Below are 13,429 nucleotides of genomic sequence, written 5' to 3'. Positions count from 1 at the left end.
CGCGTCACCCCTGGCGAACCAAGACGGGGTATTCCACGCTCTCAGAGATTGCATACGCCACCAGCCCTACGGCACGCTGGGAATCGTGGCCGTTCTTCGTTTAAAGTACAATGTCAGATTGCCGTCTCTGGTCAACGCCTAGCAACATCAACAGCGGGCGGTTCGCTATGGATGGCGCGCATAAGCGTGATACAGCGGGCCTTTTGCCCGCCAATTTAGATATACTGGAGAAGCCTAAACTTAACGCTCCTCACACCCGGCATGAGGTCGTTTCACGCCAAGAGACGCTCGGCGCGTGCTGCAATTCTCGCGTGGGCACGGAGTATCGGTTCGCGTGGGTCAGATAGTGGTTCAAGCCCGGGGAGAAATGGACGCATCCCGAACTGGAGGAGAGCCTTCAGATGATCGCGGCCGGATTCAAAACCCGCGATCGGTGCAAATCGCGTCATCGGAAGGCCAGCAGGATAGAGGCGCTTGAATTCAGCGAAATTCGTGAAGCGTTCGTGGCTGTCTCCCCAGAGAAACAAGGTCTCGGCAGGCGCTCCTTCGGCGAGGACGACTTCATGGGTTTCGAGCAGAACGTGGAAATACTCGATTACCTCTCCGTCCCCAGGAGTGGCCGGCGCGATGGAGCTCCCATTGACAAGATCTTTAACGAGAATGAGGTGGCCATCGATGAACAAGGCGTGACCAGGGGAGAGATAGAGGTCCCTGTGAGGCGTCCGGTCATCCAGCGCGTGTCGCGAAACACGGATCGGCACTACCTCGGCATTCCAGAATAGACCGCTTCGCTTATAAACGTCCCGGCCAATCCATTTTACCGGCAGGGCCTGGCCGCGCACCGTTTCGACAAGATCACCGACCTGAAGTTTCTCGACGCAAACTTCGCCCGTTGGGGTCAAAATGGAGGTGCCCCGGAGAAAGCACCGGAGACCGTTGCCATTCCCGTTGCCATTTCCATTCCCGTTGCCATTCCCATTACCGTTCCCATTGCCATTGCCGTTCCCGGCTTGGGCACTGAACGAAGGCAATATCGTCGCCGTGAGAGTACCGATCGCCGCTACCCTGGCACCCGTCGCAGCAGCCAGCCCGAGGAAATGACGTCGCGCGAGGTTAAGCTGTGAGGGTCCCCTCTCCCTTGAAGACATAGCAATCTCCTTTTCGGGTTACGACTGCTTTGCATGATATTCTGCTTCAACTTCCATTTTTGAAAGTTGGCCTATTGGGGTGCCCGACCCACCAAAAATCGCCGATATCATTCAAAAGACGATGGACGCTCGCCTTTCGGATGAGGGTTCGACTGCCAGCAAATGTCGAGGGAGAGGAAGGGCAACGAGCGGCCGCGATCTTGGAAAGCTGACGTTGTCGACGAACACGGCGCCAAACCATTATCGATCGCCGTTTCCATTTTTCCATTCAATCTGGAGAATGATATCCGGCCTTGCCTAGCGACGACGTTCTCGCCAGAACCCCGCCGGACACAGGCTCGCTCACCCCGGTCGTCCCCGGAAATGTCAGCGGCAGTCCGTCCAGCGAGCGAACCGCGAGATAGGCCCAGGCTTCGGCCTCCATCGCGTCACCGTTAAAGCCGGCATCCTCGGCGGCCAGTACTTGAGCTCCCTTTTCGGCGGCCAGCGCGCGAAGGTCGGCCATGATGGTGCCGTTCAGGCGTCCGCCGCCGCCGACGATCCAGGTCTTGGGCTGCGCGGGCAAATGGCGGGCGGCACTGAGGATGGAGGCGGCAGCGACATGGGCGAGCGTTCTTGCGCCGTCGGCAAGGCCGATCTCATGCTTTGCCGGCACCACGAAATCGCCACGGTCGAGCGAGCGCCTGATATTGGCGGTGAAGAAGGGATGGCGCAGATAGCGGGCCGCCAGCGCCTCATCGACGACGCCGCCGGCGGCAAGGCGGCCGCCCTCGTCGAAGGCCTGCCCCGTATGCAACTCCACCCACTGGTCGATCAGCATATTGCCTGGGCCGCTATCATAGGCGACAGGATCGCCATCGCCGACGAATGTCAGGTTGGAAATCCCACCGATGTTGACGAAAGCCAGGGGACGCGCGTCCGTTTGGCCCTGCCCCGCCGCGAGCGCCTGATGGTAGGCGGGAACCAGCGGCGCGCCCTGGCCGCCGTGAACCATGTCATTCGCCCGCATATCGTAGACGACGTCGATGCCGGTTTCGGCGGCGAGAAGAGGCCCGTCGCCGAGCTGCACCGTCAGCCCGGCATCCGGCCGATGGAGAACGGTCTGTCCATGAAACCCGATGACATCGATCTCCGCGGCGCTGAGGCCGTTGACATGAAGGAACGTGCGGACCGCGACGGCGTGCAGCAGCGTCAGGTCCCGCTCGAGGAGGACGAGATCGCCCGGCCGCTGGCTGCGGTCTTCGATTGTGCGCGCATCGACAAGCCCCGCCTTCAGCCGCGCACGGAAACCGGCATCATAGGGAACCGAGAGAAACGGCCCGCGCTCGACCTGGGCGAGCCCATCCGTTCGAACCAGCGCCACATCGATCCCGTCCATCGACGTGCCGCTCATCAACCCGATCGCCGTTCTCATTTCGCTCATGCGCCCTCGCCCAAAGCACGTTATCCAAGTGGTGACTGATCTACAAAACAGTGCTAAACGCGCCGCAACGGTTCAACAATAGCGTTTTCGCCGCCTCACCCCGCAGCCGGCGTCCAAGAGACAGAGACCATGCCCGAATTCAAATCCGATTTCCTTCACACCCTCCAGGAGCGCGGCTTCATACACCAGATTTCCGACGAGGCCGGCCTCGACGATCTGTTCGCCAAGGAAATCGTGACTGCCTATATCGGCTTTGACCCGACAGCGCCGAGCCTGCATGCCGGCTCGCTCATCCAGATCATGATGCTGCATTGGTTGCAGGCGACCGGCCACCGAGCCGTCTCGCTGATGGGCGGCGGCACCGGCATGGTCGGCGACCCCTCCTTCAAGGAGGAAGCGCGGCAGCTGATGACCGTCGACAAGATCGAGGAGAACATCGCCTCGATCAAGCGCGTCTTCTCCAATTACCTGACCTACGGGGAAGGTCAAAGAGATGCGTTGATGATCAACAACGCCGAATGGCTGCGCTCGCTCAACTATCTCGAATTCTTGCGCGATGTCGGCCGCCATTTCTCGGTCAACCGCATGTTGTCTTTCGACAGCGTCAAGACCCGCCTCGACCGCGAGCAGTCGCTGTCCTTCCTCGAGTTCAACTATATGATCCTGCAGGCATACGACTTTGTCGAGCTTGCCAAGCGCTACGACTGCCGCCTGCAGATGGGCGGTTCCGATCAGTGGGGCAACATCGTCAACGGCATCGACCTCGGTCACCGCATGGGGACCAAGCAGCTTTACGCGCTGACCTCGCCACTTCTGACGACCTCGTCGGGCGCGAAGATGGGCAAGTCGGCGACGGGAGCGGTCTGGCTGAACGCCGACATGCTGTCGGCCTATGATTTCTGGCAGTACTGGCGCAACACCGAGGATGCCGACGTCTCGCGCTTCCTCAAGCTCTACACGACGCTGCCGATGGACGAGATAGCGCGGCTGAGCGCTCTTGCCGGTTCGGAAATCAACGAGGTGAAGAAGATCCTCGCCACGGAAGTTACGGCGATCCTGCACGGGCGCGTCGCCGCCGAAGATGCCGCCGAAACCGCCCGCAAAACCTTCGAGGAAGGCAGCCTTGCCGCCAACCTGCCGTCGGTCGACGTTTCCGCCTCTGATCTCGATGCCGGGATCGGCCTGCTCGCGTTGATCGTCCGCGCCGGTCTTGCCGCTTCCAACGGAGAGGCCCGTCGGCATGTTCAAGGCGGTGCTGTGCGCGTCAACGACGAGGCGGTCAGCGACGAGCGCAAGATCATCGGCAGCGGCGAAGTCACCGCCGACGGCGTCATCAAGCTCTCTCTCGGCAAGAAGAAGCACATTCTGATCCGCCCAGAGGCCTGATTGGCAAAACACTTGTCCGGGTCGATAATTCAAGGAAGCCGGCGGCAATCGCCGGCTTCGTCGTTTGTCACAAGGGCCGGGAGCCAGGTGTGTTGCAAGCCCATGTGCTGCTAGGAGCAGATGCCGTCGCCCGGACCTGAAACTGGCAGCGCAATGTGGGGAGTAGTGGATGTACAGTGAACCTTTGCGCGCCAAGGATGCAGGCGCATACAAGTGACCGACAGAAACGTTGACAAACACTCGTACATAGCCCATATACGGATCAACAGTTTCGAGGTGGTAACGGCCTCCCCACGCACCCGCAAGGGTTAGTAGCCGAAAGGTGAAGAGATCTGGGACTTGGCAACCTAGCGAAAATAGAAAGCCCCGCCGCGTGCGGGGTTTTTTATTTTGTTGATATAAGATGACCCTTTCGAAGCCGATTTTCAAGTTTGCCGCTATCAATCGGATATGTCGACTTAACAATATATATGCCCCGCTTGGTGGGCTTTATCAGCACTGCGACCAAAATTATGAGCCCTGCCGCATTGACCGCACGCACTAGCTCGAATCCCTGACCAGCGTGTTTTGGTGATTGTCCCACATGTGTCGGATCGACGACAGTCTGGGCCAAGTACGGCAAGCACGATATGTATGTGCCGGGGTGGGATTTCAAAGCATGCTGCTGTGCCGGGATGGTGAAGGTCACGTCGCCTTCAGCAAGCTCTAACCCAAACATTCTTAAGTGATGAACTGGAAGTCGCCAAGCATCAACGGCTTGAAGCGAGGTGAATTCTTGATTTCGGTCAACTGGCAGGCCCCATCGTAGGGTCCGGAAAATGCCATGTCGCGGAAAAGTTGTCTATAATTCTTTCTTCAATCTAAACCCACAGCTTTCACCGTATTCGTAATCCCGGCCGTCTCTAGCGCATAGCGATGGCGCCAAGAGCATGGTGTCAGAAATATGCCTAGCTTTCGCAAAGCGTCATGCTCTGGATGGTTGATCTACAGACGGTTAGATTTCACGGCGGTCCGACCTGAAATCGTCCGGCTAGGCGCTTATTGGAACTCGAAAATCTGGCGGAAGACGCCCGGCGCGATGATCGACAGCGGGTTGATCGCCAGGTTGGGGGAATCGAAGTCGCCGGTCAGCTTGAAGGTGATGCCGATCAAGCCGCGGTCCTTGCCGTTGCCGAGCAGGAAGCCGACGATCGGCACCTCGGCGAACAGCCGGTTGAGGCCATAGGCCGGCATGAAAGTGCCCGTCAGGTCGATATTGCCCGCCGCATTCTTGAGGATGCCCTGGAAGGTCGCGCCGACCTGCTCGCCGCGAACCACGCCGTTTTCGACCGCGATGGCTCCGCCGCGTACGACGAGGTGGGCAAAGCCGCGCTGGAAGTTCTGCGAACTCGTGTCGATCTCGCGCTTCACGGCCGAGCTCAGGCTCTCCCCGCCTCGACCGGTCGGGGTCGAGACGATCGACTGCAGACGCTTTTCGTTGACGATGGCAAAATTCCTGATGTCGATGGAGCCTTCCCAGCGATCCTCGCCTGCACCACGCAGAGAAAGATTGAGCAGCCCGCCCTTCATGTTGCGGTAGATGTCGGCAAAACGCGCCACCGCCCCGGCGTCGCCGCTGGTGACATGGATCGTGCCGTTTGCTCCGCCCTTGACCAGTTCACTCACCACCGCCTGACCGCTGCGCGTCACGCCGGAGAAGTCGGCCGCCGTGACCCGGCCGTCGGCAATCGAATAGGCCAAGTTGACATTGCCGATTGTCTCGTCATTGAAGCCGACGACCTTATCCAGCTTGGCGCGGATCGTCGCGTCGAGCGAGTGGCCGTCGTTTCCACGGCCCGACGATTTCAGCCGCTTGACAATGGGGCGCACATCCGCCGCCTCGCCCGAGATGGAGATATCGAAACCGGATTTGGCACGCTTGAGCACCAGCGAGAAGTCATCCGCACTCGACAGGCGAACCCTCGAGAAATTGGCTTGCGATAGCCCGTTCTTTCCGACCGTCATGTCGCCCGCGACGCCGAACCCATCGCCCTTGAGCACGAAGTTCCGGATGGAAAGCTGGTCCGTCGGCCCGCTTGCCTCGAATTCGGCGGTGGCCGGAATGCCGCTGCCCTTTGACCAGCCTATCCACGGGACAGTCAATGTCGACTTGGCAAGATCGATGCTCACGCCCTGCCGGTCATCGTCGAGCCGCGTAAGTTCGACCGTGATCGGGCCGTCGATCACATCAGACACGCCCGGTACAAGCTTTTCCCGCTGCTGGTCGTTGAGTGTCACCGTGATGATGCGTTCGCGCTTGACGCTGGAATTTGCCTCCGTCGGCTCGGTCATATTGATCTCGACCGGCAGACCGTCGATCTGCGCATCGGCGGTCAAATGCACACGCTCGGGATCAGCCTCTATGCGCCCGTCCACCTTGGTGATCCTTCGACCTGAAACCGGCCTGGATATATCCACCTTCTGAAGATCGAGCGTCGCTTTCCAGACCGGGCGCGGCGGATGTTGGTCATTGATCAGCCCGAGCGTTGCCTCGACGTCGGCGCTGACGTTTCCGCCGAAATCATCAGGCTTGAACTCGGTGCGCTGAAGGACACGCAACGGCTCGAACGTCAGCAATTCGCCGATGGCCTCGGCCTCGCCCGACAAGGCGAGCTTCATTTTGGCCATCAGAGGCTTGTCGTAGGTGGAGGGTATGGAGAAGCTGCTCGGGCCAAGCACGACAGCTCGGCCAGAGGGAAAATAGGATGTTCCGCTCTTCACGTCGACCTTCAAGTCTGGTCCGGTGAGATCGAAATGGCCGCCCAAATCACGGATCGGAGGAATTTCGCCCGGCACGTTCATGCGGGTGTCGGCGATATCGAAGGCGATGTGCAGTTCGTTTTCCTGGAGCTTCAGTCCGCCGCTTACTGCCGCCTCGGCTAGCCGTCCCTGAGGAATGAAAACGGATATCGTCGCGTTGGTGACGGTTCCGCCGAAAAGGTTGGTCTGGGCCCAGTTGCGCGCCTTTGTCGACATCCAGAAAGGCCAGAGCTGCTTGATGGCCGTGGTCTTTAGCATCTCGGCGCGCCCGCCGAAACTGACTTCCGGCGAATCCCCACCCATTCTGAGCTTCAGCGAGCCGAAGAGAGCGCCGAGCGGGCTCGACACGGCGATATTGTCGAACTGGTATTCTCGCGCATCCGTCAGGTAGCGGCCATTTGCCTGCCCATCGAAGGTGAGCGGCGCCTCGCCGGACGCCAGTGGTGCAGCCGTGCCGTTTTTGATCACGAAATCGATGCCGAAGCCTTTTTCCGCCTGCGGATCTATACGATCGAGATCGATCAACGCGCCGCTGAACGGGATAGTGGTCGCCTGGAAATGCGCCTCCGACGGCAGGATTTCCAGTGTCTTGTGGCTCGCGTTGTAGGTGAGATTGATGTTGGCGCCGGAGAGAAGCTGATCGTCACGATCCATGTACAGCGTGCCAGGCTCAAGAGTGATGGCCGCTTTCAGCGTCGGCTCGCCACCATTGCTGCCGCGCTCGGCCGAAACGGTCGCGTCGGCGAAACTTTTGATCCCCTGGCGCGGCTGACCCTGCGGGGTATAGGCCAAGGTCGGGGACGCCAGGTCGAGATGCTTGATCGATGCCGTCAGAGCGTGGGATTTGCCCAGTTCCTGTTTGGCCACGACATCCACTGTCGCCGGAACCCCCTCGATCGATATCTGACCGTTCAACCTGAGCGTTGCGGCATCAGGCTGAGAAAATGCAAGGCTGTCGACGATCACCGAAAGCGGCGGCCTGCCGTCCTGGCGGGCGATCTTCAACGCCAATCCGGAGAGTTGCATCGCCTCCGTGCCGCCGCGCGTGACGACCTGGCGAAGAAAATCGAGATTGGAGAAGATCGCCTCCACGCCGACCGGGATGCGATCAACGCGAAGCATGGCCGGATCGATTGGGTCGCTTTCGGGCAAGAGGGTGGTGTCGAGCGCGATGCCTTTGGCATTGACATCGGCGACCACGATCCGTCCATCCAATAAGGCCAAGGGATCAAGTACGAGCCGCACGCTGTCGGCCGTCGACAGGTGCTTGCCGCTCACGCGCTCGATCATCTTCACGTCGCGCGCGACGAGCGCCAGTCGCAAACCTCTGGTAAAGCGAACCACCGTGGAACCAACCTCGGCGGTATAGTCGGGACCGATGGCCGAATCGAGTGCGGCCTGAGCCTTGAGCGACAAAGGCTTGTCGAAAACGCCGCTTTCCACCGTGCCGACAAAAGCACCGAGAACCAGCAGAATGAGGGCGACGAAGAGGCAAGTGATCCGTGCCGCATGGCCCAGATGGGAGCGGCGGCGGGCTGGCGGCGGGCAGTTCACGAGGATAGAATCCTCGACCTGCGACGACGGCAGCCGATCGAGAGAGACGATATCCTGCTTGCGGAATTTTACCTTTTCGCCTCGGATCACCGCCGTGCGTTTCCCGTTCTTTGTTTTTTTCTGGATGACGCAGCGTAAGACTGGACGGCATGCTTCGCCACTATATATCGACGCGGCTATAGTCATGCAAAATACTGGCAAAAGAAAGGTTTTCCCATGGCCGAACTCGGCATAGGCGATCATGCCCCTGATTTCGACCTCCCCCGCGACGGTGAAGGGCGTGTCCAGCTTTCGCAATTCAAGGGAAAGCCGCTCGCCTTGTTCTTCTATCCCAAGGACGACACGCAAGGGTGCACGGTCGAATCGATTTCCTTCACCGCACTTGCGCCGCAATTCTCGGCGGCCGGCGCCGCACTTCTCGGCATGTCGCCGGATTCGGTCAAGCGCCATGATAAATTCGTCAAGAAGCACGCGCTTGGCGTCGCCCTTGCTTCCGACGAGGAGAAGTCCATCCTGGAGGCCTATGGCGTATGGAAAGAGAAGAGCATGTACGGCCGCAAGTACATGGGCGTCGAGCGAACGACCTTCCTCATCGACGCGGATGGCCTAATCGTCAGGATCTGGGAGAAGGTTAGGGTTGACGGCCATGCCGAAGAGGTGCTTCAGGCGGTCAAGAGCCTTTGAGAGCGCCTGGTCAGACCATGTCGCTACCTGTCATTACCTCGCTGCGCGGCGGCGCGATCGAAGCCATCCGCTCGGCCGACCTCGATCTGAAGACCACGCTTGCACAGCTGTCGGCGACCCGATGGTTCGAGCGCAGCCTGTCGCTGCGCTCGCCGCTCGACCCGCCGCTTCCTGAGCGGCCCGGACGGCCCGAAAAGCCGGAGCTTATCCCGCCGAAACATATGAAAAAGCGCTCGCTGCACACCACCAAGGGCCGCATCGCGCTTCTCCATGCGATCGCCCACATCGAACTCAACGCCGTGGATCTGGCGCTTGATATCGTGGCCCGATTCGCGACCGAGCCGGTTCCCAACTCCTTTTTCGACGGCTGGATGCAGGTGGCCTTCGAGGAAGCCAAGCACTTCCGCATGGTGCGGGAGCGCCTGCGCGACATGGGCGCGGACTACGGCGACCTGCCCGCCCATGACGGCCTCTGGCAGGCGGCGCACGCCACACGCAACGATCTGACGGCGCGGCTCGCCGTCGTGCCGCTTATTCTCGAGGCGCGCGGCCTCGATGTCACGCCCGCCCTGCAAGCGAAGATGCGCGAGACCGGCGATCTCGAAAGCGCGGCCGTGCTCGACGTCATCTACAACGACGAGAAGGGGCACGTCGCCGTGGGCGCCAAATGGTTCCGCTTCCTTTGCGCCCGCGAAAAGCGGGATCCCGCACGCACCTTCCAGGAACTGGTACGGGCGAATTTCCGCGGCTCGCTCAAAGCGCCGTTCAACGACATCGCCCGCGCCGAGGCGGGGCTGACGCCTTCGTTCTACCGATCGCTGACCGCGATCAGCAATGCCTGATCCGCAAGGCATTCCATGCGTTTACCCTGCAGGCGACCGGCGAGCGAAAGCAAATATTAACCTTAATGCAGTGTAATCGGCCCATTCGCGCTGGAAGGCGGCAACTGGGAGATTCTCCGTGACGATCGGGCATCAGAACCGGGTTTTCGGAAGACGGACTGAGCAGCACTTCATCATCCTGGCAAGCGGCAGCAAGGTGCGGCATATGGCCGTCCGCCCATGGATGGCAGCAGTTGGCCTGACGGTCGTCGCAATCTTCGCCATCGGCTACCTACTCGCCACGTCTTATCTGGTTCTGCGCGACGACCTGATCGGGGCCACCATGGCCCGCCAGGCGCGCATGCAATACGACTACGAAGACCGGATCGCCGCGCTGCGCGCGCAAGTTGACCGCGTCACCTCCCGGCAGCTTCTCGATCAGCAGGTCGTCGAAGACAAGGTCGAAAAACTGCTGCAGCAGCAGGAAGCGCTTTCTTCACGTCACGGCAAGCTCGACGCCCTGCTCGACCGCGCCGAAAATTCCGGCCTGATGGACAAGGATTTGCCGGACGCCAAGGGCAAGCCCGCCGCGAAGAACGAGCATGCGGCGCTCGCAGGCGGCCTGAAGGCGATCGAAGCCAGCCTCGCGGGTGGCCCCACTGATGCGACGCCCGACAATGTTACACTCGCCTATGTCCCGGCACCCGAAACGGTAGCCGACCGCGCCGACCGCGTCTTTTCGAAGGTCACGCTGTCGTTGAAGCGCATCGAGCAGGACCAACTGACGCGCATTCAGCAACTGACGACCGGCGCCTCGGAAACGGCTGATAACATCGCGTCGATCATCAAGCATGTCGGCGTCAGCCTGCCGAACGCAAGCGCAAGCACCGATGTGGAAGACGCTGTCGGCGGCCCTTATGTGCCGCCCGCGGGCGAAGATGCTTTCGATCAGTCGCTCGTCGATCTCGACGCGGCACTCACCCACCTCGAAGCCATACGCGGAGAAGCCGAAAGCCTGCCCTTCCGCAATCCGGCCCCGGGACGGGAAATCACCAGCCTGTTCGGCAACCGCAAGGATCCTTTCTTCGGCCGGCTTGCGCTCCATACCGGTGTCGATTTCCGCTTCGCGCCGGGTGAGAAGGTCACCGCCACGGCGCCTGGCAAGGTGATATCGGCCGGATGGGCCGGCGGTTACGGCAACATGGTCGAGGTCGACCATGGCAATGGCATTTCCACGCGCTACGGGCACATGACAGAAATCCTGGTCAAGGTTGGCGACACCGTCAAGACCGGTGGCATCGTCGGGCTTGCCGGCAGCACCGGCCGCTCAACGGGAACTCACCTGCACTACGAAGTGCGCGAGGATGGCCACCCCATCGACCCTCTCTACTTCGTCCGCGCTGGCGCCAAGCTGGCGAGCTACATCGACTAGTCTTGTGAACGGCGAAGTTTTCCGGCCGCTCTTGACCTGAAAAATCCGGACGTTAATTCAGCAAAACTACGGAAAGTCCAAAGCGACTTGAAAAATTGCGGCATCTTTAACCGAAGAACGGCGCAAAACCGCGCCTTTCCTTGACTCCGTGGACCTTTGGGACTATGTGGCGCTGCATTGCCGCATGCAACGCGTGTCGACTCATCCAGAGCTCGACCGAACGGAACGGAAATAGCCCCCCCTTTGACAACATTCGCTGACCTTGGCCTGAGCCAAAAAGTCCTCTCCGCCGTCACCGACGCCGGCTACACGATACCGACCCCGATCCAGGCTGGCGCCATCCCATTCGCGCTCCAGCGCCGCGATATCTGCGGCATCGCGCAGACCGGTACCGGCAAGACGGCGTCGTTCGTGCTGCCGATGCTGACCCTCCTTGAAAAGGGCCGCGCCCGTGCGCGTATGCCGCGCACCCTCATCCTCGAGCCGACGCGCGAACTCGCAGCGCAGGTCGCCGAGAACTTCGAGAAGTACGGCAAGAATCACCGCCTCAACATCGCGCTTCTGATCGGCGGCGTCTCCTTCGAGGACCAGGACCGCAAGCTTGAGCGCGGCGCCGACGTGCTAATCTGCACGCCCGGCCGCCTGCTTGACCATTTCGAGCGCGGCAAGCTTCTGATGAGCGGCGTTGAGATCCTGGTCATCGACGAGGCCGACCGCATGCTCGACATGGGCTTCATCCCCGATATCGAACGCATCGCGAAGCTTATTCCCTTTACCCGCCAGACGCTGTTCTTCTCGGCAACCATGCCGTCGGAGATCCAGAAGCTGGCCGATCGCTTCTTGCAAAACCCTGAGCGCATCGAAGTGGCGAAGCCTGCCACGGCCGCAATGACCGTGACGCAGCGCTTCGTCGCCTCGCACGGCAAGGATTATGAGAAGCGCTCGACGCTGCGCGACCTGATCCGCGCCCAGACCGACCTCAAGAACGCGATCATCTTCTGCAATCGCAAGAAGGACGTCGCCGATCTCTTCCGTTCGCTCGATAGGCACGGCTTCTCGGTCGGCGCGCTGCATGGCGACATGGACCAGCGGTCGCGTACCAATATGCTGCAGAGTTTCCGCGACGGCCAGATCCAGCTCCTGGTTGCTTCCGACGTGGCGGCTCGCGGTCTCGATCTGCCCGATGTCGGGCACGTCTTCAATTTCGACGTTCCGATCCACTCGGAAGATTATGTCCACCGCATCGGCCGCACCGGCCGCGCCGGTCGCTCGGGCGCCGCGTTCACGATCGTGACCAAGCGCGAAACCAAGCATACGGACGCGATCGAGAAGCTGATCGGTGAAAAGGTGGCGTGGCTGAACGGCGATCTGACGGCGCTTCCGCCGGTGGACGAGAGCCGCGACAGCGAACGTCCACGCCGCGGCGTCAAGGACAAGGAAAAGGATCGCGGCCGCAGGGGTGGCCGTGGCGGCTCGGGTCACAAATCTGATATCGAAGCCGATCATACTGTAACGGAACAGGTTGCAGCAGCAGCAGCACCGGCAAAGGTCGAGACCGTGAAGAACGAGCGCAAGGCAGAGCAGAAGTCCAACAACGGCGCGCGCAACAGCCGCCCCTATCCGGCCAACGACGACAACCGTGACCGCCGCCGCTACCATCGCGACCACGACGACGGCCCGACGCCGGTTGGCTTCGGCGACGATATTCCCGCCTTCATGCTGATTGTCGCCAACGCCAAGGCATGACGGCCAAGCCCGGCATCGATTTTCCCGGCCTCGGTACAGGTCTTGCCATCCTTCGCGACGGCAAGATCCTCCTCTACAGGCGCATGAGGGCGCCTGAGGCAGGCTATTGGAACATCGTCGGCGGCAAGGTCGATCATATGGAACCGGCCGAAGCTGCCGCCCGCCGCGAGGCGGAGGAAGAAAGCGGCCTTTCCGTCGGCAAGATGGCGCTTCTGTGCACCACCGAACATATTATCGAAGCGGACCGCCAGCATTGGCTGTCCCTGATCTATGTCACCGAGGACGTGTCGGGCGAGCCGCGGCTGATGGAACCCGACAAGCTATCCGACTTCGGCTGGTTCGGCCGCAACGATCTGCCGCAGCCGCTCTCAGCGTTTACGCAGGCCGCAATCGCGCACCTCACCGAAGACGAGCTGCGGTAGCGGCTCCGATCTCC

The 13,429-nt window shown here is 60.9% G+C and carries 9 protein-coding genes; 6 read left to right on the top strand and 3 right to left on the bottom strand.

Going from position 1 to position 13,429, the window contains the following annotated elements:
- Positions 1–272 precede the first annotated feature (272 nt).
- On the bottom strand, positions 273–1,148 hold the full coding sequence (locus AB4048_RS00630) for a Hint domain-containing protein (RefSeq protein WP_442199967.1): 876 nt from the start codon (positions 1,146–1,148) through the stop codon (positions 273–275).
- A 268-nt stretch (positions 1,149–1,416) separates the two neighbouring features.
- Positions 1,417–2,571, bottom strand: a complete 1,155-nt coding sequence (locus AB4048_RS00625) for an anhydro-N-acetylmuramic acid kinase (protein ID WP_442199966.1) — start codon at positions 2,569–2,571, stop codon at positions 1,417–1,419.
- A gap of 129 nt (positions 2,572–2,700) precedes the next feature.
- Here AB4048_RS00625 and tyrS point away from each other — a divergent pair, with 129 nt between their 5' ends.
- The gene (tyrS, locus tag AB4048_RS00620; protein ID WP_442199965.1) at positions 2,701–3,957 is read left to right on the top strand and encodes a tyrosine--tRNA ligase; all 1,257 of its coding nucleotides are present in this window, start codon (positions 2,701–2,703) and stop codon (positions 3,955–3,957) included.
- Between the two features lie 1,038 nt (positions 3,958–4,995).
- Here the strand turns inward: tyrS and AB4048_RS00615 are convergent.
- Positions 4,996–8,400, bottom strand: a complete 3,405-nt coding sequence (locus AB4048_RS00615; protein ID WP_442199964.1) for a hypothetical protein — start codon at positions 8,398–8,400, stop codon at positions 4,996–4,998.
- Positions 8,401–8,526: 126 nt separating this feature from the next.
- Here AB4048_RS00615 and AB4048_RS00610 point away from each other — a divergent pair, with 126 nt between their 5' ends.
- The 5 genes from AB4048_RS00610 to AB4048_RS00590 all read left to right on the top strand — a co-directional run bounded on the left by AB4048_RS00610 (position 8,527) and on the right by AB4048_RS00590 (position 13,415).
- Positions 8,527–8,994 carry a peroxiredoxin gene (locus AB4048_RS00610; RefSeq protein ID WP_442199963.1) on the top strand — a complete coding sequence of 156 codons (468 nt, stop codon included), beginning with the start codon at positions 8,527–8,529 and terminating at the stop codon, positions 8,992–8,994.
- Between the two features lie 17 nt (positions 8,995–9,011).
- Positions 9,012–9,836 carry a ferritin-like domain-containing protein gene (locus AB4048_RS00605; protein WP_442199962.1) on the top strand — a complete coding sequence of 275 codons (825 nt, stop codon included), beginning with the start codon at positions 9,012–9,014 and terminating at the stop codon, positions 9,834–9,836.
- A 118-nt stretch (positions 9,837–9,954) separates the two neighbouring features.
- On the top strand, positions 9,955–11,247 hold the full coding sequence (locus AB4048_RS00600) for a peptidoglycan DD-metalloendopeptidase family protein (RefSeq protein WP_442199961.1): 1,293 nt from the start codon (positions 9,955–9,957) through the stop codon (positions 11,245–11,247).
- A gap of 243 nt (positions 11,248–11,490) precedes the next feature.
- On the top strand, positions 11,491–12,993 hold the full coding sequence (locus AB4048_RS00595; RefSeq protein WP_442199960.1) for a DEAD/DEAH box helicase: 1,503 nt from the start codon (positions 11,491–11,493) through the stop codon (positions 12,991–12,993).
- Positions 12,990–13,415, top strand: a complete 426-nt coding sequence (locus AB4048_RS00590) for an NUDIX domain-containing protein (RefSeq protein ID WP_442199959.1) — start codon at positions 12,990–12,992, stop codon at positions 13,413–13,415. Before AB4048_RS00595 ends, AB4048_RS00590 begins: the two co-directional genes overlap by 4 nt.
- The last annotated feature ends 14 nt before the right edge of the window (positions 13,416–13,429 follow it).

The sequence above is a fragment of the Rhizobium sp. RAF56 genome, assembly GCF_052113965.1.
Classification (GTDB): domain Bacteria; phylum Pseudomonadota; class Alphaproteobacteria; order Rhizobiales; family Rhizobiaceae; genus Rhizobium.
This window is presented reverse-complemented; position numbering and strand designations above follow the sequence as displayed.